The sequence below is a fragment of the Seonamhaeicola sp. ABD4_175 genome (genome assembly GCF_056160885.1).
Genome location: NZ_JBSWYC010000003.1, coordinates 445,383 through 469,459 on the forward strand (window position 1 = coordinate 445,383; position 24,077 = coordinate 469,459).

The 24,077-nt window shown below is 32.3% G+C and carries 17 protein-coding genes; 11 read left to right on the forward strand and 6 right to left on the reverse strand.

All coding sequences use genetic code 11. The features are described from left to right. Positions 1-95: 95 nt before the first annotated feature. The 5 genes from rpsA to ACXAG4_RS11755 all read left to right on the forward strand — a co-directional run bounded on the left by rpsA (position 96) and on the right by ACXAG4_RS11755 (position 4,897). On the forward strand, positions 96-1,931 hold the full coding sequence (gene rpsA / locus ACXAG4_RS11735; protein WP_475296267.1) for a 30S ribosomal protein S1: 1,836 nt from the start codon (positions 96-98) through the stop codon (positions 1,929-1,931). Between the two features lie 188 nt (positions 1,932-2,119). Beyond that, entirely contained in the window at positions 2,120-2,659 is a 540-nt protein-coding gene (gene pyrR / locus ACXAG4_RS11740) for a bifunctional pyr operon transcriptional regulator/uracil phosphoribosyltransferase PyrR (protein ID WP_475296268.1), read from the forward strand. A 63-nt stretch (positions 2,660-2,722) separates the two neighbouring features. Continuing rightward, on the forward strand, positions 2,723-3,652 hold the full coding sequence (locus tag ACXAG4_RS11745) for an aspartate carbamoyltransferase catalytic subunit (RefSeq protein ID WP_475296269.1): 930 nt from the start codon (positions 2,723-2,725) through the stop codon (positions 3,650-3,652). A 2-nt stretch (positions 3,653-3,654) separates the two neighbouring features. Continuing rightward, complete coding sequence (locus tag ACXAG4_RS11750; protein ID WP_475296270.1) at positions 3,655-3,987, forward strand: ribonuclease Z; 333 nt, start codon at positions 3,655-3,657, stop codon at positions 3,985-3,987. A gap of 4 nt (positions 3,988-3,991) precedes the next feature. Next, positions 3,992-4,897 carry a ribonuclease Z gene (locus ACXAG4_RS11755; protein WP_475296271.1) on the forward strand — a complete coding sequence of 302 codons (906 nt, stop codon included), beginning with the start codon at positions 3,992-3,994 and terminating at the stop codon, positions 4,895-4,897. On the opposite strand, the gene ACXAG4_RS11760 is transcribed toward ACXAG4_RS11755, so the two are convergent. Then, on the reverse strand, positions 4,887-5,312 hold the full coding sequence (locus ACXAG4_RS11760) for a hypothetical protein (RefSeq protein ID WP_475296272.1): 426 nt from the start codon (positions 5,310-5,312) through the stop codon (positions 4,887-4,889). The genes ACXAG4_RS11755 and ACXAG4_RS11760 overlap by 11 nt on opposite strands. Positions 5,313-5,460: 148 nt before the next feature. On the opposite strand from ACXAG4_RS11760, the gene pdxH reads away from it, so the two are divergent. Continuing rightward, a complete protein-coding gene (pdxH, locus tag ACXAG4_RS11765) occupies positions 5,461-6,108 on the forward strand; it encodes a pyridoxamine 5'-phosphate oxidase (RefSeq protein WP_475296273.1) in 648 nt (215 codons plus the stop codon). Positions 6,109-6,273: 165 nt separating this feature from the next. Further along, positions 6,274-6,768: a CAP domain-containing protein gene (locus ACXAG4_RS11770; protein ID WP_475296274.1), complete on the forward strand. Its 495-nt coding sequence runs from the start codon at positions 6,274-6,276 to the stop codon at positions 6,766-6,768. Between the two features lie 273 nt (positions 6,769-7,041). Here ACXAG4_RS11770 and ACXAG4_RS11775 read toward each other — a convergent pair whose 3' ends face one another. From ACXAG4_RS11775 to ACXAG4_RS11795, 5 genes are all read right to left on the reverse strand, one after another. After that, positions 7,042-8,961 carry an OmpA family protein gene (locus tag ACXAG4_RS11775; protein ID WP_475296275.1) on the reverse strand — a complete coding sequence of 640 codons (1,920 nt, stop codon included), beginning with the start codon at positions 8,959-8,961 and terminating at the stop codon, positions 7,042-7,044. Between the two features lie 68 nt (positions 8,962-9,029). Then, positions 9,030-10,946, reverse strand: a complete 1,917-nt coding sequence (locus ACXAG4_RS11780) for an OmpA family protein (protein ID WP_475296276.1) — start codon at positions 10,944-10,946, stop codon at positions 9,030-9,032. Between the two features lie 12 nt (positions 10,947-10,958). Beyond that, positions 10,959-11,888, reverse strand: coding sequence for a PorP/SprF family type IX secretion system membrane protein (locus ACXAG4_RS11785; protein ID WP_475296277.1), 930 nt, complete (start codon positions 11,886-11,888; stop codon positions 10,959-10,961). Positions 11,889-11,902: 14 nt separating this feature from the next. Further along, a complete protein-coding gene (locus ACXAG4_RS11790; RefSeq protein WP_475296278.1) occupies positions 11,903-18,895 on the reverse strand; it encodes an HYR-like domain-containing protein in 6,993 nt (2,330 codons plus the stop codon). Positions 18,896-18,935: 40 nt separating this feature from the next. Then, positions 18,936-19,487 (reverse strand): hypothetical protein, encoded by a 552-nt coding sequence (locus ACXAG4_RS11795; protein WP_475296279.1) that lies wholly within the window; start codon positions 19,485-19,487, stop codon positions 18,936-18,938. Between the two features lie 477 nt (positions 19,488-19,964). On the opposite strand from ACXAG4_RS11795, the gene ACXAG4_RS11800 reads away from it, so the two are divergent. From ACXAG4_RS11800 to ACXAG4_RS11815, 4 genes are all read left to right on the forward strand, one after another. Further along, positions 19,965-20,453, forward strand: coding sequence for a SixA phosphatase family protein (locus ACXAG4_RS11800; protein ID WP_475296280.1), 489 nt, complete (start codon positions 19,965-19,967; stop codon positions 20,451-20,453). Positions 20,454-20,589: 136 nt separating this feature from the next. Further along, positions 20,590-21,033, forward strand: a complete 444-nt coding sequence (locus ACXAG4_RS11805; RefSeq protein ID WP_475296281.1) for a hypothetical protein — start codon at positions 20,590-20,592, stop codon at positions 21,031-21,033. Between the two features lie 232 nt (positions 21,034-21,265). Continuing rightward, positions 21,266-22,582 (forward strand): hypothetical protein, encoded by a 1,317-nt coding sequence (locus ACXAG4_RS11810; protein ID WP_475296282.1) that lies wholly within the window; start codon positions 21,266-21,268, stop codon positions 22,580-22,582. A 63-nt stretch (positions 22,583-22,645) separates the two neighbouring features. Next, a complete protein-coding gene (locus tag ACXAG4_RS11815) occupies positions 22,646-24,076 on the forward strand; it encodes a T9SS type B sorting domain-containing protein (RefSeq protein WP_475296283.1) in 1,431 nt (476 codons plus the stop codon). The last annotated feature ends 1 nt before the right edge of the window (position 24,077 follow it).

Genomic DNA, 24,077 nt, shown 5'->3' on the forward strand with positions numbered 1-24,077 from the left:
GTTATTTGCTTAATTCTTTTCAAGCATACAGAATACAAATTACAATGTGTATTTATTTACAATAATAATAAATAAAACCATTGTTTACTTATTAAATGGCTGAAGAAGCAAAAAATCCTGAAGTTGAAACTCAAGAAACTTCAACTGTAAAAGAAGCTCCAGTAGTATCTGAAGCACAAGCTAATCCTGAAAAATTTTTAAAAGAGTTTAACTGGCACAATTACCAAGAAGGTATTGATGAAGTTGACGGTAAACAACTTGAAGAATTTGAAAAATTAGTAGCCGAAAACTTTGTAGACACTTTAAATGATGAAGTTGTTGAAGGTACAGTAGTACACATTTCTGATAGAGATGCAATTATTGATATCAACGCAAAATCTGAAGGTGTAATTTCATTAAACGAGTTTCGCTACAACCCTAACTTAGCAGTTGGTGATAAAGTAGAAGTATTAATTGATGTACGTGAAGATGCTACAGGACAATTAGTATTATCTCACAGAAAAGCAAGAGTAATTAAAGCATGGGACCGCGTAAACGCAGCGCATGACACTGGTGAAATTGTTAACGGTTTTGTAAAATGCAGAACTAAAGGTGGTATGATTGTAGATGTTTTTGGCATTGAAGCATTCTTACCAGGATCTCAAATTGACGTAAAACCAATTAGAGATTACGACCAGTATGTAAATAAAACTATGGAATTCAAGGTTGTAAAAATCAACCACGAGTTTAAAAACGTTGTTGTTTCTCATAAAGCACTTATTGAAGCTGATATTGAAGAACAAAAGAAAGAAATTATTGGTCAGTTAGAAAAAGGTCAAGTACTAGAAGGTGTTGTTAAAAACATAACGTCTTACGGTGTATTTATTGATCTTGGTGGTGTAGATGGTTTAATTCATATTACAGACTTATCATGGTCTAGAATTAACCACCCTAACGAAATTGTTGAGTTAGATCAAAAATTAAATGTTGTAATTCTTGATTTTGATGAAGATAAATCTAGAATTCAATTAGGATTAAAACAATTAAGCAAACACCCTTGGGAAGCATTAGCTGAAGAGGTTAAAGTAGGTGATAAAGTAAAAGGTAAAGTAGTTGTAATTGCAGATTACGGTGCATTTATTGAAGTTGCTGATGGTGTTGAAGGTTTAATTCACGTATCTGAAATGTCTTGGTCTACACACTTACGCTCTGCACAAGATTTCGTTTCTGTAGGAGATGAAGTTGAAGCAGTTATCTTAACTCTAGATAGAGAAGAGCGTAAAATGTCTTTAGGTATTAAGCAATTAACTCCAGACCCATGGACAGATATTACTACTAAATACCCATTAGGCTCTAAACACACAGGTATTGTACGTAACTTTACTAACTTTGGTGTATTTGTTGAATTAGAAGAAGGTATTGACGGGTTAATTTATATCTCAGATTTATCTTGGACTAAGAAAATTAAACACCCAAGTGAATTCTGTGCTGTAGGAGATAAGTTAGATGTTGTTGTTTTAGAATTAGATGTTGAAGGACGTAAATTATCTTTAGGTCACAAACAAACAACTGTAAACCCTTGGGATAAATACGAAACTGAATTTGCTTTAGATACAACACACTCTGGTGCAATTGAAGAATTAGTAGACAAAGGAGCAACAGTTAAGTTTAACGAAGATATAGTAGCATTTGTACCTTCTAGACATTTAGAAAAAGAAGACGGAAGCAAATTATCTAAAGGTGAAACTGCAGATTTCAAAATTATTGAATTCAACAAAGAATTTAAACGTGTTGTAGCATCGCATACAGCAATATTTAGAGAAGAAGAAGCTAAAAATGTAAAAGCTGCCGCTAAAAAAGCTGCCGCAGCTGCTGCTGAAGCTAAACCAACTTTAGGTGATGCTAATGATGCTTTACAAGCTCTTAAAGATAAAATGGACGGAAAAGCATAATTAAATAATGTTTTTCATTTCTGTAAAAACAGAAATTCATTTATAAATTTTAAAAAGCCTTCAAGAAATTGAAGGCTTTTTCTATTTAAAACATATAGTTTCTTAAACAATATAATCTTTCAACTTCTAAAATTTCAACTTCTAAAATTTTACACTACATTTGTTCTCCAAACCGTTTGGATTAGTATATGAGTCAAAAAGTTTTACTAAACACAAAAGAAGTAAACATCATTCTTCACCGATTGGCTTGTCAACTTATTGAAAAACATAACGATTTTTCAAACACCGTTTTAATTGGTTTACAACCAAGAGGCGTTTATTTGGCAAACAGAATTTCTAAAATACTTAAAGATCAATACAACGTAAAAAACGTAAAACAAGGCCAATTAGATATTACATTTTATAGAGATGATTTTAGAAGAGGAGACAAACCGCTAAAAGCAAACACAACTCAAGTAGATTTTCTTGTTGAAAATAAAAATATTGTGTTCATTGATGATGTTTTGTATACAGGCCGAAGCATAAGAGCCGCTTTAACAGCTATACAATCATTTGGCAGACCAAACGAAATTGAGCTGCTAACCTTAATTGACAGGCGTTTTAGTAGGCATTTACCAATACAACCTAACTACAGAGGCAGGCAAGTTGATGCCATTAATAATGAAAAAGTAATAGTACATTGGCAAGAAAACGAAGCAGAAGATGCCGTGTATTTAATTGAAAAATAATACGTTTTTGGTTTTTATTGTGAAGCATTTTAAATTAAAAACATTAAAATTTAAGTAAATAAAATGAGCGAATTAAGTGTAAACCACTTATTAGGAATAAAATATCTTAACCCAAAAGATATTGAGCTAATTTTTGAAACGGCAGATCATTTTAAAGAAGTAATTAATAGGCCTATAAAAAAAGTACCTTCGCTTAGAGATATTACCATTGCAAACTTGTTTTTTGAAAATTCAACCAGAACAAAATTATCGTTTGAATTAGCCGAAAAACGCTTATCTGCCGATGTTATAAACTTTTCATCAGGGCAATCTTCAGTAAAAAAAGGAGAAACACTTATAGATACAGTAAACAATATTTTATCAATGAAAGTTGATATGGTTGTTATGCGTCACCCCAATCCGGGAGCAGGTATATTTTTATCTAAACACGTAAAAGCAAGCATTGTAAATGCAGGTGATGGCGCACATGAACACCCAACACAAGCCTTGTTAGATTCGTATTCTATAAGAGAAAAATTAGGCGATGTAGCTGGTAAAAAAGTGGTTATTGTGGGCGATATTTTACACAGTAGAGTGGCGCTTTCAAATATATTTGCTTTACAATTACAAGGTGCCCAAGTTATGGTTTGTGGCCCAAAAACACTATTGCCTAAATATATTAGTGAATTAGGTGTAAAAGTAGAAACAAACCTGCGTAAAGCGTTAAATTGGTGTGATGTAGCCAATATGTTGCGAGTGCAAAATGAACGCATGGATATTAGTTATTTCCCTTCAACCAGAGAATACACACAACAATTTGGTGTAAACAAAGCCTTTTTAGATTCTTTAGATAAAGAAATTACAATAATGCACCCAGGACCAATTAATAGAGGTGTTGAAATTACTAGTGATGTGGCAGATTCTAATCAATCCATCATTTTAAATCAAGTTGAAAACGGCGTAGCCATAAGAATGGCCGTAATCTATTTGTTAGCCTCAAAAATAAAACAATAGCTATGATTTTTGATCAAAAAGAAAATACAACCATAATAACACAAGAAAAAGCTACCGTTATTGAGTTGGTTAAAAAAATTCAGGCGTTATACCCAAAGTTTAAAAATAATAACGTAATTATTAATTTAACAACGTTAAAGCCCATAAAGCTAGAAGAACTTATTGAGTTTTTACAATTATCAAACACGCACAGAGCTGCCAAACATTCGTTTATAATAGTTACTAATAAAGTAAATTTTGATGAAGTTCCAGATGAAATTGTTGTAGTGCCAACATTACAAGAGGCTTATGATATTATTGAAATGGAAGAAATGGAACGCGATTTAGGCTTTTAACCTTATGAAATTAACTATTTTAGGCTGTTACAGTGCCACACCAAGAATTTTAACCAATCCTACCTCTCAAGTTTTAGAGATGCGCGGAAATATGTTTTTAATTGATTGTGGTGAAGGTACACAAGTACAACTTAGAAAACATAAAATAAAGTTTAGCCGCATAAAACACATATTTATATCGCATTTACACGGCGATCATTTTTTTGGTTTAGTTGGCGTAATTTCAACGTTTAGGTTGTTAGGTAGAGAAGCAGATTTGCATATTTATGGCCCTAAAGGCATTAAAGAAATAATTACCTTGCAAATGAAGTTGGCAGATTCTTGGACCAATTATAAGCTCATTTTTCATGAACTTACAGAAACCAATTCGCAATGTATTTTTGAAGATGATAAAGTTGAAGTTCATACCATTCCTTTAAATCATAGAATATATACAAACGGTTTTTTATTCAAAGAAAAAGAAGGCGACAGAAAGTTAGATATTAACGCTGCAACAGATGCTAATATTAATGTTGCATACTACCGCAAACTAAAACAAGGTTTTGATATAGTTAATGAAAACGGTGATACTATTAAAAATGAAACGGTAACCAAACCTGCCAAAAAACCTAAAAGTTATGCCTTTTGTAGTGATACTATGTACAAAGAAGATATTGTACCTATAATACAAAATGTAGATGTGCTGTATCACGAATCTACTTTTTTAGAAACACAAGCACATTTAACAGAGCGCACCAAACATTCAACAGCTAAAGAAGCGGCAACCATTGCTAAAAAAGCAAATACCAATACGTTAATTTTAGGGCATTATTCAACACGATATAAAGATATAAACGACTTTAAATTAGAGGCAGAACAAGTTTTTAATAATGTTGTGTTGGCTCAAGATGGTAAAGTTTTCAACTTTTAAGCACCACAAGTTCTTTTAAATTTGAAATCCATTCAATAGCTTCATTTAAACTTTCGCAACGTTTAATACTTTTATTTGTAATCATTTTTTCAATAGAAGCATTACCAAAAGCCAAATCACTGTATAAAACAAAAGCACTAGCGGTAACAAAATTATATTCAGCATCAATTTTATTAAAACATTGCGGGTTAGTAGAGTATGAGTTAATTCTGTTAGCAATAAAACCTATTTTTGAATGTTCACCATAAAAACTAACCAAATCTTCCATTAACGCTTTTAACAAACTATAATCAATATGTACACCTTCATTAATTTCGGCTACATAAAAATTTTCACAAAGGTAAAATGTACCAAAAGATAAAACATGTTTATAGCTGTTGTTGTTTTTAAAATAATTAGTAGTTTCGAAGCGCATAATACAAACAATTAATTTGAGTATTTTTAAAATTTGAGAAGAGGTTTATAGCAATAATGGCTTCAAAAAATAATCCTATACACTAATATACAATATTTTACATTAATATTAATTATAATAAAAAGTAAAGTTTGTGTTAATTTAATTTATGGAAAACGATTTAAGTAATTACAGAAAATCTTATGAAAAAGGAGCTTTACTTTTAGCCGACGCTCCAGAAAACCCAATGGAATTATTTCAAAAATGGTTTTTTGAAGTTGATGCCTTTTTTACAGAAGATGAAAATAATGCCATGACAATTTCAACAATTGGTTTAGATGGTTTTCCAAAAAGTAGGGTAGTACTACTAAAAAAATATACTTTTGAAGGCTTTATTTTTTATACCAATTATTTAAGTGAAAAGGGCAAAGCCATTGAAAAAAATCCAAATGTATGTTTATCTTTTTTTTGGCATAAAGCCGAAAGACAAGTTATAATTAAAGGAAAAGCCAGTAAAATTGCCGAAAACCTAAGTGATGGTTATTTTGAGTCTAGACCAAGAGGCAGCCAATTAGGGGCATTAGTTTCAAACCAAAGTGAAGTTATAGAAAGCAGGAGTTATATTGAAAACAAACTTATAAACTTAGAAAAAACCTACAAAGGTAAAGAAATACAAAGACCAGCACATTGGGGTGGTTATATAGTTAAACCTGTTGAAATTGAATTTTGGCAAGGTAGACCAAACAGATTGCATGACAGAATACGATATCAATTACAGGAAGATTATAACTGGCTTATAAATCGATTATCTCCTTAAAATATCGTTTAAAAGCTTTTTTTTAACATTTTAGACTATTTTTAATCGATTAAATGCATGTATTTGCGATTAAAAACATGCTTTTAATAGATTTTAACATTTCATTAACACTTTATAAGTAGGTTAACCTTAAATTTATAATACCAAATCTAAATTTACCTACTTATGAAGTTATTAGCTAAACTGCCAACATTGGCATTGTTTGCTGTATTGTGCGTTTCTTGCGCCACAGACAGTATTGACGATAAAGTTGAATTGTTAGAATTAAGTACCGTAACCCCACAAACTAAAACTATAGAAATTGAAGTTTTAGAACACATTAACAATCACCGGTTATCTATAGGCTTAAATCCTTTACAAGATTTACAAATTATTAAATCTGTTGCTTTTACACACACAGATTATATGCTTGACACAGGCGATGTGTCTCATCATAATTTTTTTACTAGAAGCGATTATTTAAAATCTAATGCTGGCGCAAAATCTGTTTCCGAAAATGTAGCTTATGGCTATAGTTCTGCCGAAACTGTTGTTAAAGCTTGGTTAAAAAGTGAAGGCCATAGAGCAACAATTGAAGGCGATTTTACAAATTGTGATATTTCAGCTGAACAAAACGACAAAGGGCGTTGGTATTTCACCAACATCTTCATTAAAAAATAACGTTGCATTATACCCTATAATGGTTACGTAAACCCATAACCTTTTATGTTTAAATAAGCGTATGGCAAATAGGCACGCTATACGTTACGTTTTATTCATTTTAAGTGTTATATTAATAACTACAGGTTATTAAATTTAGCTTTAGGTATATAAATCCTCTCTTTAAAGGGAGGATTTATTGTTTTATTTATGATGATTAAAAGAATAATAAAAAGCCTTTGTATTAATTTACAAAGGCTTTTAGTGAGAAATATATAGAATTTCTAATTGGTTTTAGTTTGATGTAATAATAGTAAACTGCGTACGTCTATTTTGTTGATGTTCAGCTTCAGTACATTTAGTATTATTGTTACAATTATTTACTAATTGTTCTTCGCCATAACCTGTGTAGCCTTTAATTCTACTTTCAGGAACACCTTTATTAATTAAGTATTTAAACGTAGCATTAGCTCTTTTTTGAGATAACATTTTATTGTAATTACTAGGGCCTCTAGAATCTGTATGCGATGCAATACTAATTTCTATATTTGGGTATTTAACTAGTAATATCTCAGCTATTTTATCTAATGCTTCACCACTATCTTTTCTAATGTTAGACGTATCAAAATCAAAATAAATAGTACTTAAATTATCTAAACTAGGCGCTTCTTCAACTGCTTTGGGTTGTAAAGAAACGTTGTTAGTTATTTTAGTTGTACTTTTTTCTATGTTTTTTGTAGAGACTTTTATTGATTTGTCAATAAAGTTTTCTTTTAAAACTTCAACAATATAGTCAGTGTCTCTTTCTAAATTTATTTCATAATTACCATTTTCATCAGTGGTTAGTTCTGCAATTTTAGTACCATTTAAATCTTTAAGAATAACTTTGGCATTTTCTATTGGGGCATTAGTTGAAGCATTGGTAATACTACCTTCTAGTGTTAATTGTGGTATTCTATCAAAAGCATAAATATCATCACTACCAACACCGCCATGTCTGTTTGAAGCGAAAAATCCAGTTAATCCATCATCATCCAGAAAAAAAGAGAAATCGTCTTTACTAGAATTTACTGGCACTCCTAAATTAACAATATTAAAATTATTATTACTGTTTTTTACAGCAGCAAAAATATCTAACATGCCTAATCCTGGGTGACCATCGGAAGCAAAAAATAAAGTACCTTCAGTGTTAATAAACGGGAAACGTTCATTTTTATAGGTGTTAATAGTGTTTCCAACATTAACAGGTTTGCCGTAATTACCATCATTAAGTATTTCTACATAATAAATATCTGATCCACCGTTACCTCCTGGCATATCTGAAGCAAAATACAGTTTTGTTTCATCGTGGTTTAAAGCGGGGTGTGCATTAGAGTAGGCATTATTATTAAAGCTTAATTCTTCAATGTTGGTCCATGTGTCATTAACAAGCGTCGCTTTATATATTTTTAAATTACTTGTGCCTTTAGAGTCTTTATCTAATTTATTTTTTCTGAAAGATGTTCTAGAAAAATACATGGTTTTACCATCTTTAGTAATAGTAACAGGGCCATCATGATACACCGAATTTACTTTCCCTTTTAGCCTAGATTTATTGTTTACAATACTGTCAGTTATATTATTTGTAGTGTATATATCTAAAAAAGGCTGGTTATCCCAACCGTAAACATGTTTTGTTGAGGCGCCTTCTGTTCTTGATGATGTAAAATATATTGTACCATTGTGTTTATACGCTCCAAAATCACTGTATTTAGAGTTAAATTTTACATCTTTTAAAAAGTATTGCTGCTTAGCATCAAATATATTGTTTAAGAAAGTACCATCATTATTTAGTAAGCGAGAGTTCATTACGCCACCAGCTTGCTTAAATTTTTGTAAATATGTTCTAGATTCATTGTACTTACCAACTGCACGTAATGCTTGTGCATATTTGTATAAATACTCTTTAGGAGCGTTATTTTGCTGTAAAACTTTTTCGTAATAGACAACAGCACTATCTGCATTACGCATGTAAGCATAACTATCGGCTAGTTGCCTAATAGCATATTCTGTATTGAAATTTTTATCAATAAGATTGTGGTATACCTTTGTTGCATTGGCAAAAGAAAAGGTATTAAATAGTTTGTCTGCCTTTTTTTGCGCACCATATTGTGAAAAAGCACTTATGCTAATTAGTATAGCAAAAGCATTTAATATGTATGTTTTTAATTTCATAGGGGCGGTAATTTAAATTAAAAAACTACTAGTAAGATAGTAAATGAATACAAGTACTAGCTTTTTGTTTATTCCATTTTTACAACAATAAATTGTGTTCTACGGTTTAATTGATGATCTTCTTCTTCACAATTTTCACCATCTTCACATCCGTTGGTTAATCTACGTTCACCAAAACCTTCGTGAGCAGTAATTCTATCAGGATGTATACCTTTTGAAATTAGGTATTCATATGTTGAGTTTGCTCTATCAATAGATAATTTATCATTGTAAGTTAAAGATCCTCTAGAATCTGTGTGTGATTCAATTCTAATTACCATTTCAGGATAATCATTTTGCATGAGGTTTACAATTTTATCTAGCTCTAATGCAGCGTCTTCTCTTATGTTATGTTTGTTAAAATCAAAATAAATGGTATTTAATTCGGCTAGTTTAATAACGTCTTGTACCGGATTTAACAGCATGTTAGCATCAATGGTAACAAGTTCTGTTTGAATATTTTTTGATGTAAAGTTTCTATAATCATCAATATATTTATCTTGACTGGCAACTATTTTATAATCTTGATTTCTATCAATATTAATTTGATAAAAGCCATTTTCATCGGTTTCCATATAGGCTATTTCATTGCCTTTATCATCAAATAAAGTAATTTTTGCACCTACAATGGGGTTCATATTAATAGCATCATTTACAACACCTTCAACATGCAAGGTTGGCTCTCTATGATAGGCATAAATATCATCACTACCGCGACCGCCTTTTCTATTTGAAGCAAAATATCCTGTAATGCCGTTTGGGTTCATTGTAAATGAAAAATCATCCTTATTAGAGTTTATAGGAATACCTAGATTTACTACATCAACAAAATCATCATTTTCACCTTTAATAGTTGCAAAAATATCAAGTAAACCAAGTCCTGTATGCCCATCGGAGGAGAAGAATAATACATCTTCTTTATTTATAAACGGAAAACCTTCAGCACTTTCAGTATTTATAACACTACCTAAATTTTGGGGTTCACCTAAAGAACCATCAGGTTTTATATCAACCACGTAAATATCAGATCCGCCGAAGCCTCCAGGTCTATCGGATGCAAAATATAGTTTAGAATCGTCTTTATTTAATGCGGCATGTTGTGTAGAGAAATCATCACTATTTATTGAAAGATCTTCAATATCTGTCCATGTACTATCGCGGTATGTTGCACGGTATATTTTCATATTAGTCATACCTTTACTATCTTTTTTCTCAATATCATTTTGAAAATTATTACTTGAGAAATACATGTGTTTACCATTTTTTGTGATAGTAACTGGGCCATCATGGAAAATAGAATTAACATCACCTTTAAGTTTTCCTGAATGATCTACGTTTCTTCTAGATTTAACATCAGTTACGTACACATCAAGAAAAGGCTGCTCATTCCATCCATATACACGCTTTATAGAAACACCTTCATCTCTAGATGAGGCAAAGTAAACTTTACCATTATGTTCAAAAGCGCCAAAATCACTGTATTTAGAATTAAATCTAACTCTGTCTAAAAAATATTGTTTTTTAGCACCAAAAACACTTGAAATAAAATTGATGTCTTTTGAAAAATCGTTAGCGTTTACAACACCACCAGAATCTTTATAACGTTTAAGCCAAATATTAGATTCTTTGTACTTTTTTATACCACGTAATGCTTGGGCGTAACTATAGTAATATTCTACCGGAACATTTTCTTGCTTTACAACGCTTTTATAGTATCTGGCAGCATTTTTTGGGTCTCTTAAATACGTATAGCAATCGGCTAAACGTCTTGTTGCATAATCTTTATTATAATTTTTTTGAATAAGTTCTCTGTAAACTTTAGCAGCTTTTACAAATGAAAACTTATTAAAAAGTGTATCGGCTCTTTTTTGCTTGCCTTGTTGTGCAAATGCAGATAGACTAAGCGTTAGCGTTATACAAACTAATATGTAATGTTTTAATTTCATAAAATGCCTTAATTAGAAATAACGTGGTGATTTTAGTTTAGAACTTAAGAATTTGAATTCATAAATTAATAGAATTTCATGTGTTCCCGAAGTGTAATCTGCTATGTCTGAAATGGGTTTTTCATAAGCATATCCAACACGTAATTGTCTTGAAATTTGAAAATCTGCAATACCACCAATAGCAGCAGTTTGCTCATTAATTCTGTAAGAACCACCTAACCATAATTTTTCGTTAAAAAGAAAGTTTGCAGTTAAATCAAAAGATAAAGGCGCACCGTTTGTAGCTTTTACTAAACCTGCGGGCTTAAATTTTATGCTGTTACTTAAATCTATAACACCACCAAGCGTGAAATAATAACTTATACGCTCTAAAGCTTCAAAATCATCATTTTTGTTGCTAAAATCGTTATTAAGAATTCTTGGAGCCGATAAACCAGCGTAAATTCTATCTGTACTCCAATAAATACCTGCACCAAGGTTTGGTGTCCATCTATCTTCAGTACCATAAATTAATGGGTCGTTTTGGTTATCTGGGTCTAATCTAAAATCGGTATCAAAGCTAAATTGTGTAAAACCAGCTTTTAAACCAAAGGCTAGTTTACCTTTATAACCTGTAGGAATTGCATACGAAAAATCGCCATATAAATAGCTAAAATTTTGCGGACCTAAATCATCTTCAATAAACGATAAACCTAAACCAATTCTATCATTACGTAAAGGTGTATGAACAGAAAGTGTTTGTGTAATTGGGCCACCTTTAAAACCAACCCATTGGCTACGGTGTAAACCTACAATGCTTAAAGCTTCTCTACTTCCTGCGTATGCAGGGTTTATAGATATAGTATTGTACATGTACTGAGTAAATTGCGGTAATTGTTGCGCAAACCCTGATGTACTACCAAACAATACTAATGTTATTATTAAATATTTAATACGTGTCATAATAGGTTAAGGTTTTATTTGGTTCCAATATAAAGAGGTCCTGTAAATGGAGGTAAACCACTGTCTTTAATTTTTATGATGTAATAATATGTTCCGTTAGGTACTTTACCAGCTGCACCAACAGCAGATTTTGAGCTAGAGCCATCCCAATCATTTTGGTAATCGTCAGATTCAAAAACTAAGGCACCCCATCTGTTATAAATTTGAACTTGATAGGTAAATCCGCATAAATCAATACCTGCAATTTCAAATGTTTCATTATAGGCATCACCATTAGGTGTAAGAGCTGTTGAAATTTCAACGTCTTTTTCTCCACAAGGTAATACCACACAATCTGCGTGTACATTCATGGTTATTTCTGTAATATTAATACAGCCATCATGTGTTGTGGTATACCTAAATAGGTAGTTTATACCACCGCTATCTGGTAAAAATTCTAGACTTAATTCTAAAGTAGAAGGATCAAAAATATTTTGAGTTAATGTAGCATTTGTATCACCTTCAATCATTTCCCAAGTACCATTTGTGTTAATATCACCAGGTAATAATGAATTCATATCAATAATGCCTTCTTCAAAACACCAATCTGGAGCAACAATATCTAAAATAACTTCATCTAAAATTACATTTAAAGTTTGGGTGTAAACAGCTTCATTGTTGCACTCATCTCTAACAGTCCAAGTTCTCACTATTTGGTAGTCTTCAAAAACACCTTCTTCATAAGTACTAGTTTCATTGAAAACTACAATAATGCTAGATTTTGATGAACAATTATCTTCAAATTCTAATTCAGGAATTTCAGGAATATCAGTACAGCTAACTTCTAAAGTTTCCTCAAATGTCGTGGTTGGTAACGGTGCTTTTGTGTCTTGAACAGTAATTAATTGCGTGTGTGTTGCTGTTAAACCACACTCATCAGTAGCCGTCCAAGTACGTGCAATAATATAATTGTTAGGGCAGTTGCCATTTGTAATAGCATCTGCATGTGTTACTGTTGCATCACCACAATTATCAGTTGCAGTAAGTGTTTCTGCATCAGGAATTGCATCACATTCCACTGTAATGTTGGTAGGCAAATCTGAAGTAAATGTTGGCGCAGTTGTATCTTGAACAGTAATTATTTGTGTGTGTGTAGTTGTTAAACCACATGCGTCAGTTGCCGTCCAAGTTCTTGCTAATGTGTAATTGGAAGCACAATCGCCATCAGTTCTAACATCTTCAACAGTTACAGTAGCACTACCACAACTATCTGTAGCAGTAAGTGTTTCTGCTTCAGGAATATTGTTACATTCTACAACTACATTAGCTGCAGGTAAGGTTTCAACAAATGTTGGAGCAGTGGTATCTTGAACTGTTATGGTTTGTACATGAGTTTTTGTAATTCCGCAATCATCTGTAGCGGTATATGTTCTGGTTATTGTGTAGTTTGAAGGACAATCACCATTAGTAATATTTTCTTCAAAAGTTACAGTAGCATCTCCACAATTATCGGTTGCAGTTAATGTAACAGCTTCTGGTATAGCATTACATTCTACAGTTATGTTTTCTGGTAATTCAGACTGATCAAATTCTGGAGCAGTTGTATCAGAAACGGTTATAATTTGATCTGCAGCAAAAGTATTTCCACAAGCATCAGTAGTAGACCAAGTTCTAGTAATTGTATATGTACCTTCGCAATCACCCTCAGTAATAACATCTGTAAATGTTACAGAAGGATTATCATCACAATTATCTGTTGCTGTAGCTGTTCCGTATGAAGCTGGTGATAAATCGTCACTACATTCAGCTGAAACATTAGGAGGCAAAATTAATTCAGGCGCTGTAAAGTCAACAACTGTTATTGTTTGTGTAAAACTTTCACTAGTATTTCCACAAGAATCAGTGAAGTTCCAAGTTCTAATTTGAACATAACCATTAGGGCAATTAGAATCTTGATTAACCACATCACTTACTAAATTTAAAACAGTAGCACTACAATCATCTGTAGCTTCAGGAACTAAAGAAAGTGCAGCAGTTAAAGCGCTCGCATCAGAACATTCAACTGTTCTGTCTAAATCACCAACAGTTGTTTCAACAATTGGCGCTTCAGTATCTTTAATTAAGTATGTAGCAGTTGTTGTAGCAGTAAGTCCGCACTCATCGGTAGCTGTAAAGGTAACTGTAACAGCACCGTTATCACATTGCACAGAATCATCAGCACCGTAGTTGTTAGACCACGTAACGTTACCACAATTATCAGTAGCAGTGGCGCCAGCGTTGTTATCTAACCAATCTTGTAGGGTAGTGGTAGTATCACCAACACCACATTCAATTTCTATATTTTGAGTGTTTGTGTTATCTATTACTGGAGCAGTGGTGTCTTGAACAGTAATAGTTTGATCTTGACTAACGGTGTTGTTACATTCGTCTGTAGCCGTCCAAGTTCTAGTAATTACATAAGTTCCCGGACAAGCACCAGGTGTTGTTACATCAGAAGATGAGATAGTTATATTAGCTTCAGCAGAACAATTATCATTAGCGGTAGCAGTACCTAAAGCAGTGGTTGATAAATCATCACTACATTCAGCAGTTACATTGGCAGGTAAGGTAATTATAGGTGCTGTATTATCTTCAACAGTAATAATTTGATCTAAACTAGAGGCGTTATTACATTCATCTGTAGCTGTCCAAGTTCTTGTAATAACATAGCTATTAGCACAAGTACCCGGAGTTGTTACATCAGAAAATGTAATAGTAATATTAGCTTCCGCAGAACAATTATCAGTGGCAGTAGCAGATCCTAAAGCTGTGGTTGATAAATCATCACTACACTCAACAGTTGTATTACTTGGTAAAGTAATTACAGGAGCTGTAGTATCTTGTACTGTAATAATTTGATCAAGGCTAGTGGTGTTGTTACAAGCATCGGTAGCCGTCCAAGTTCTTGTAATAACATAACTGTTAGCACAAGTACCCGGTGTAGTAACATCGGTGAAAGTGATATTAACAGCAGAACAATCATCAGTAGCAGTAGCGTTACCTTGAGTAGCAGGAGTTAAATCGTCATCACATTCAGCAGTGGTGTTACTAGGAATTGTAAGCGTAGGCGCTTCAGTATCTTTAATTAAGTATGTAGCAGTTGTTGTAGCAGTAAGTCCGCACTCATCAGTAGCGGTAAAAGTAACCGTAACAGCACCGTTATCACATTGCACAGAATCATCAGCGCCGTAGTTGTTAGACCAGGTAACGTTACCACAATTATCAGTAGCAGTGGCGCCAGCGTTGTTATCTAACCAATCTTGTAGAGTAGTGGTAGTATCACCAACACCACATTCAATTTCTATATTTTGAGTGTTTGTGTTGTCTATTACTGGAGCTGTGGTATCTTGAACAGTAATAGTTTGATCTTGACTAACGGTGTTGTTACATTCGTCTGTAGCCGTCCAAGTTCTAGTAATTACATAAGTTCCCGGACAAGCACCAGGTGTTGTTACATCAGAAGATGAGATAGTTATATTAGCTTCAGCAGAACAATTATCATTAGCGGTAGCAGTACCTAAAGCAGTGGTTGATAAATCATCACTACATTCAGCAGTTACATTGGCAGGTAAGGTAATTATAGGTGCTGTATTATCTTCAACAGTAATAATTTGATCTAAACTAGATGCATTATTACATTCATCGGTAGCTGTCCAAGTTCTTGTAATAACATAGCTATTAGCACAAGTACCCGGAGTTGTTACATCAGAAAATGTAATAGTAATATTAGCTTCCGCAGAACAATTATCAGTAGCAGTAGCAGATCCTAAAGCTGTGGTTGATAAATCATCACTACACTCAACAGTTGTATTACTTGGTAAAGTAATTACAGGAGCTGTAGTATCTTGTACTGTAATAATTTGATCAAGGCTAGTGGTGTTGTTACAAGCATCGGTAGCCGTCCAAGTTCTTGTAATAACATAACTGTTAGCACAAGTACCCGGTGTAGTAACATCGGTAAAAGTAATATTAACAGCAGAACAATCATCAGTAGCAGTAGCGTTACCTTGAGTAGCAGGAGTTAAATCGTCATCACATTCAGCAGTGGTGTTACTAGGAATTGTAAGCGTAGGCGCTTCAGTATCTTTAATTAAGTATGTAGCGGTTGTTGACGCTGTAAGTCCGCATTCATCGGTAGCCGTAAATGTAACTGTAACAGCACCGTTATCGCATTGAACAGAATCATCAGCACCGTAGTTGTTAGACCACGTAACGTTACCACAATTATCAGTAGCTGTGGCACCAGCGTTGTTATTTAACCAATCTTGTAGGGTAGTGGTAGTATCACCAACACCACATTCAATTTCTATATTTTGAGTGTTTGTATTGTCTATTACTGGAGCTGTTTGATCACTACCAGAATGTGTAATAGTTTCGCCATTTATAGTATTACCACAATCATCAATTACGTTGTAAGTGTAGGTTAAAGACCAACTACAATTATCTCCAGTTAATTCAGTATTGGTAAGGTTTACCGAAACACTTCCGCAGTTATCAGAATAACTAGAAGCTACTGTGTTAGCATCAAAACTATAAGTAGATTGCGCATCAGCATAACATGCATTGGCATTGGTATTTCCTGTTGGTGCAGTTCCTGTAGGAGCTGTTTGATCACTACCAGAATGTGTAATTGTTTCGCCAGTTAAGGTGTTACCACAATCATCAACTACGTTGTATGTATAGGTTAAAGACCAACTACAATTATCTCCAGTTAATTCAGTATTGGTAAGGTTTATAGTAACACTTCCGCAGTTATCAGAATAACTAGAAGCTACTGTGTTAGCATCAAAACTATAAGTAGATTGCGCATCAGCATAACAAGCGTTTACATTTGTATTTCCTGTTGGTGCAGTTCCTGTAGGAGCAGTTTGATCACTACCAGAATGTGTAATTGTTTCACCTGTTAAGGTATTACCACAATCATCAACTACGTTGTAAGTGTAGGTTAAAGACCAACTACAATTATCTCCAGTTAATTCAGTATTGGTAAGGTTAACCGTAACACTTCCGCAGTTATCAGAATAATTGGTGGCTACTGTGTTAGCATCAAAACTATAAGTAGATTGCGCATCAGCATAACAAGCGTTTACGTTAGTATTTACTGTTGGTGCAGTTCCTGTAGGAGCTGTTGTATCAGTAACTGTGATTACTTGAGTAAAATCAGAAATTGTTACACCACAAGCATCAGTAAATGTCCAGGTATTGGTATAAGTTCCAGCATTAGCACAATTAGCATCAGCAACAAAACTACCTGATGTTTTAACAGGAGTTAAATTACATTTATCGGCCACCGGCGCTAAGCTTTGAGCATCATTTAAATCTGTTGTATTACCACATTCAACAGTTCTATTTAAAGCATTTGGTAATGTTTGCCATGAAATTATAGGCTGGTTAATAGTAATTGTTAAAGGGTCTTTATTTCCAACACCACATTCGTCTAAAGTTGCAGAACTATTGGTTGTTTGAGGCGCTGGGTTTTGATCTCCTGTGTAATTAGCCTCTAACTGTAAATCGAAATCAAGATCACAATCATCTTCTAAGAAATAACATTCATTATTAATTTGAATATCAAAATTTACAACTAATTCATCATCACCAGCTTCAACAACACTATCATCTATAACAAACTCTAATAATCTTGTAGTTGCATTATAATTATAAGTAACTCCAGATGGTAAGGCTGGTGAAATAGGTTCTACTAAAGAAACTTGAGGAGGTAATGTTGTAGACACTTCTAAACCTAAAGCATCATCGTTACCAGTATTTTCAATAGCAAAACTAACACCTAGAGTGTCGCCTGGGTTTGATGTTGTAGTAGGCGCATCTAAAACAAGTTCAATTGGGCTTAAGTTAGGAGCCCAAACATCAACAGATAAACCTAGTAAATATAAACCATAAGCTTCTTGGGTAGATGTTAGTCTAACCGTAGCTGAAGTTTGATTATTACCAATTATAGAATTCCCAGGGTTTGATAATTCAAAAACAGCAGCATCAAAACCTAACGTATTTTCACTAGCAGGTCTTCTATCAGTAAAATTGTTATTATCAATAGTAATTCTACTATTAAAGAAATTTAACGGTGATCTTATAGGGAATAAAGGAGCTGTAGATAAATCAACAAATACGTTTGATGTGTTTTGTATTTGTAATCTATCACCACCAATACCTCTATCGCCTTCTAAGGCACCTATAAGTATATTTGCATTAACATCACCCGTTGGAATTGTTTGAAACCCACTAAAGTTAATATCATAATCTTTAGCGCCATTTTGGTTTAAAACATGAGCGTAACCATCAAAAATAGTTACATTTTTAGCAGGAAGTGTTGGCGATTCATAAACAAAAACTATTTGCCAACCACCTGAAACACCTGTAGCTAACCCGTTTTGATGATCGTTTAACGACCCTATTTTACCTTCAACGTTAGCTATTTGATAAGTACCAAATGGGTTTGTTAATGTGGCAACATCAGTAGTAATATCCTTAACACATATATATGGATCATAACTAAAATGTGTATCTCTACCTCTGTAAATTACTTCATCGGCTGTGTATGTTGTATACGCTGCTTGAGAAGGAAGCATTAACTTAACATCATTAAAATTCCAATTAGGTTGATTATCTCCTCCAGGAGTTGGTTCTTGATCTGAAGCTGCCCAATATAAAAGTACTTTTTTAAGTGTTAAACAGCTTGCCCCTGGTGCAGGGTTTAAAAAGTCTGCGCTACTAGAATTGAATGTAGTTGGATCTGAATCTATATCTACATAAACAAGGTTGGAAAGGCTATTGTTATCGGCTGTTCCATTGTAATCACCAGTGGCTGTTGTAGAAATTGTATTGTTTGCAATAATTGTAAAATCACCATTTACAGGCTCATTAAAACGCGGAGTAAAAGGTGTTTGTAATTGTGCGTTAGCAAAGGCGCATAGTAAAAATACAACTAGCGGTAAAAGTTTTTTACAATTAATAAAAGGTGTAGAGATTTTCATAAGCCTTAAGTTGATAGTTTGTTTTATTAAACTTTAAAGTTTAATTGCCTAAGCTGTTTTGGTTAGCAATTACATTTTTAATTATTACAGATTTTGAAATTAAATCTGAACTCTGAGCTGAAATTTTGAAAAATTTAGTTTCACCTACTTCAGTATTATTTATGCGTTTCATTTTAACATAAAACTTTAGTTCTTCGCTTGGGTTTAGTGTAATAGTATTTAAATTTTTAGTTTTTGTACCATCTACAAAAGAAACCTCAATGCTATTGGCTATTTGTTTAGTATTTATTTTAGTAGTTTTACCAAAGGTAGTAGCATCTTTTTTTCCGTGTTGGTTTTCAACCACGTTTTCATAAGCTTCTTTGTAATTAGTTACATCACTCTTTAAACTATAACTAGTTTGTTTGTTGCTAGTGTTTTTTAAAGAAAGTATGTGAAAGTGTTCTAAACTAAAATCTGGTTGATCACTGTAACTAACAATTTCTAATTCAAAGGTATTGGCTGAATCAAAATTATTAATTTGTGCATTTAAACTTAAAGTTATAATACACATAAAAATAACATTAAATGCTATATTGCTTGTGTGTTTCATGATTCGCTTATGTTGTGTTTTTTTTCTTAATAATATTTCATTTAGTTTAATAAGGCTAAAAAATAGTCACACTATTTCAATCTAATATATTTCATTAAATTAAACAGTAATAAAGTTTTTGAGGGGAAAAACAATGAGGGAGTAGTACCGTTAAACAATACCTTATTTATATGTGAAATCAGATTTGGGGTCATAATTCTTTAATTAAATAGGTTCCACAAAAAAAACAAGCAATTGCAAAGGATTCAAAAATTTGTGCTAAATCACTTATAAATTCGTTTAAGCGCAGCATATGTACTTTTAATCGGGTTTTAATGTTTTTTTAACGGTTACAGTTAATAATTAATAAAAATTTAAATTATTAAGCTTTAATAATGGGTAAATATTGTACATTATATTAGATTTACAAAGTATAATAATTGATTTTAATCGATAAAAATAACTTTTTGTCGATTTAAAAAGTATTTAATCGACATAATGAAAACACTTATTTTAGTTAGGCACGCTAAGTCTTCTTGGGAATTTGATGTAACAGATCACGAAAGACCATTAAAAAAAAGAGGTGTAAATGATGCCAAACTTGTATCTAATACCTTAAAACATGAAAATTTTAAATTTGATAAAATATTAAGCAGCGATGCCACTAGAACAAAAGAAACGTCTAAAATATTTTTAAAACATTTAAAAATAGATGCCTCAAATATTCAATATCTCAATAAATTATATGATTTTTCAGGTACAGATTTAACAAACGTTATTAAAGGTATAAACAATAGCGTTGATAATCTTTTAGTGTTTGGACATAACCATGCTATAACCGCTTTTGTTAATTTATATGGTAGTACATATATAGATAATGTACCAACAAGTGGTGTAGTTGTAATAACATTTAATGATAATGATTGGAACTCAATTAAAAATGGAGAAACGGTTAAAACTATTTTTCCAAAACATTTAAAAGATTAAAACACATACCTTTATACTATAATATTTGTAAGAAAAATAAATAAAACAGGTTTATTTTGTAAAAAAACCGATTAAATGATTGTTTTTTACGATAAAATGTATAAATTTACCGCCAGAACCACAAATCTTAATATAAATGAAAACAAAATTAATCCTACTTGGTTTTGGTTTATTCTTTGTAACTACCGTTAGTTTTGCTCAAAAAGGCAAATCTAAAAGTATCATTAGTGATCAAGTTGCTATTAAAAAATACCATAGTAAAGAAGAGTTAGACCGAAAAGCTAAAGGTGAGTTATTGGTACTTTACATTGAAAGAATAGAAAGTTTAGTGCAACTTATGCCTTACATAGCTTTTGCAACTAAACCTGGTGTAACGCTCTCAACTTTGGGTATACCTGAAAATAATGACAATAAAAAAGTTCTTGAAACCAAATTTGAAGCAACTGATGAGTTTTTAGAGAGTAATAGAGAATTTCAAAAAACAATTCTCCCATATTCTGATACAAATAATTTAGTTTCTGCAATATTATTTTTTGAAGACACACTCAAATCACTACATGAATATAGCGAATTTCATTAGTTAGAAACATGAAGTTATAAATTATAAAGCAGCCTAAATTGGTTGCTTTTTTGTTACAGTTTACATTAAAGTCTTAGTTAGATAGATTTTTCCTATAAAACATCGATGAAATACATAAAATTTTAACAAACAACAGCATTTTATCGATTTATTTGGTATTTCGTGGATTTTATTCTATATTTGACTTGTTTATTAGAAACCCCATTTCTACTAACAACCTAAATGCTTGATTATGAAAATATTTAAATTAGTAACCTACCTATTTTTTCTTGTAGCTACAACAGGTTTAGCACAACAAGAAAAAGGAATTGTTGGTAAAAACAATTGGTTAGAAAACTGGACAGAGTTTAAACCAAGTCAACTTACCTACCGAGAGCCTACTCAAATTATTACTGGAAACATTACTGAAGACACTAAGCTTAACAAGCGCGATACATATTTGCTTGTTGGTAGTGTATTTGTAACCAATAATGCCACACTTACAATTGAACCCGGAACTGTAATTTTAGCAGATTATACATCAAAAGCTTCTTTAACAATTTCTAAAGGCGCTAAAATTATGGCTGAAGGCACAGAAACAGATCCTATTGTTTTTTCATCTAACAGAAGTATGAAATACCCAGGAGATTGGGGTGGCCTTGTTTTATTAGGTAATGCACCTTCTAATAAATTTGGCAATGGTTCAGTTGCAAACTTATATTATAATCTAAATCCTGCAAATTATGCGCATGTAAACTTTGGAGGAGATGATAATTGTAGTAGTTCAGGAACATTAAAGTATGTTAGAATTGAATATGCAGGAAAACGCATAAGAGGCGCAGGATACCTAAATGGCCTATTATTAGCAGGTGTTGGTAATGAAACAGCAATAAACAATGTAATGGTAAGTTACTGTGCTGGTGATGCTTTTGAAATATGGGGTGGTGAGGTTAATATAAACAAAGCTATTTCATACAAAACAAGTAGTACAGATTTTAAACTTAATTACGGTGCGCAATGCAAATTGAATAATTCCTTAGCTATTCGTTCACCATATATATCTAGTAGTGAAGGGTCTCGTTGTTTAAAGGTACTTTCATATGATAAAAAAGAAGAAGTAGATTTCTCAAAAAAAGGCACATCATTAGTTGCTACAAATTTAACTTTACTTAATGATAGTGAAACATTAAAAGACGATATTAGCAAAGGTTTAGTAAATGAAGCTGTTTTTATAGGTAAAGATGCGTCTCTAGACATGAAAACAACTGTAATTTCAGGTTTTAATCCTGCTGTTATTTTAGATGATGATATTGTAATTGGTCAAGCAAGTTTAGAGCAAATACAATTTTCTAACATGTATTTTAATAACTGTAATGGTAATATTTTTGAAGAAAATAATACTAATAATGACGATTTAGAAAATTGGTACGGTAACGCTGCTTTTTTTAATGTGTATTCTAAAAGTTCAAATGTTGAAACGTTTATAGATATACAAAATGAAAGAAGGCCAGATTACAGATTGAGAATTAATAAAATTATAGCAACAAACATTGATGATATAAACGATTAGTAATTTTTCCTTTAAATCATTTAGGCAATAATTTCTCTCTTAAAACTAAAAACACAGTGTCTAATGAAACATATTTATGCTATAGTAATTTGCTATTTATTTACTGCTTTTACGGTAAACGCACAACTTGTTATTGGTAAGCCTAACTTAGGTTTTACACAAGCTTGTGCTAGTGAATCATTTAATAGTTACAAAGTTACATTTTCATTTTCACCAGAAATAGCATTAACAGCATCAAATAGTTTTATTGTAGAGTTATCTGATGAAACAGGAGATTTTACAGATGCAACCCCAATTTACACATCATCACCGGGTAGTGTAACAAGTTCTCCAGCAACATTAACATTTGCAATTCCTGAAACAACTAGAGGTGAGGCTTTTAAAGTAAGAATAAAAAGTACATCGCCTGCTGCAACTAGTTCGCCTTCAAATGCTTTTGCGGCTTATTATAAAATTCAAGATTCTCCTTTCACAATAAATAATTTAGTTGAAGATGCTATTTTTTGTAGCGGCGAAAGCTATTTATTAACTATTGATAATCCTGGGAGTGACATGAATGATTCTCCGCTTCAATATCCATCATTAACATATAATTGGTATAAAGAAATTACAGAAACAACATCTGTTTTTGTGGCATCTGGTAATAGTTTAGAGGTTTTTGAAGAAGGTACGTATTTTGTTGAGACAGATTATGGTACATGTACTTCAAACTCGTTTTCAAACAGAGTAACGGTAAGCGAAGTTGATGCAGATGAAATAGATATTTCTATTGAATCATCGTTAGGCAATCCATATTGTCATCAAAATGGGCCAACAGTATTGTCAACTATTAATGGTAATTCATACCAATGGTTTAAAGACGGTGTTGAAATTACTGGAGCAACCAATCAAACATTAGAAACCAACGAAGCGGGTGTATTTTCAGTTATTGTAAGTTTAGGAGAGTGTTCTGCAACAGATTCAATAGATTTAGAGAATAGTGGCTTTACAAGTAGCATAGATTTTGAAGGTACTTATGAGTTAGAAGAAAATGAAACATTTACAGTTACATTAACAACATCTGCAACTAATCCTGTTTTTCAATGGTATAGAGATGATGTTTTAATTAACGGTGAATCAAATAGTTCTTTAGATATTACAACATCTGGAAATTACACAGCAACTATTACGCAAAATGTGGGTTGTGAATCTACTAAAGCCTATACGTTTGAAATTACCGAACAATTTCCTGATGTAGCCAATATCCCCAATTTAATAAGTCCTAATGGCGATGATATTAATGATACATGGATAATTCCAAAAGAATTTATTATAGGTACAAATACACAAATAACCATTTTTAATTCGCAAGGAAAAATAGAATTATCAACCAATCAATATCAAAATAACTGGCCAGAAAATTTAGAGTATAAAGATGTAAATCCTGTTTACTACTATATAATTACCACATCTAATAACCAAACCTACAAAGGCTCTATAACAGTAGTAAAGTAAT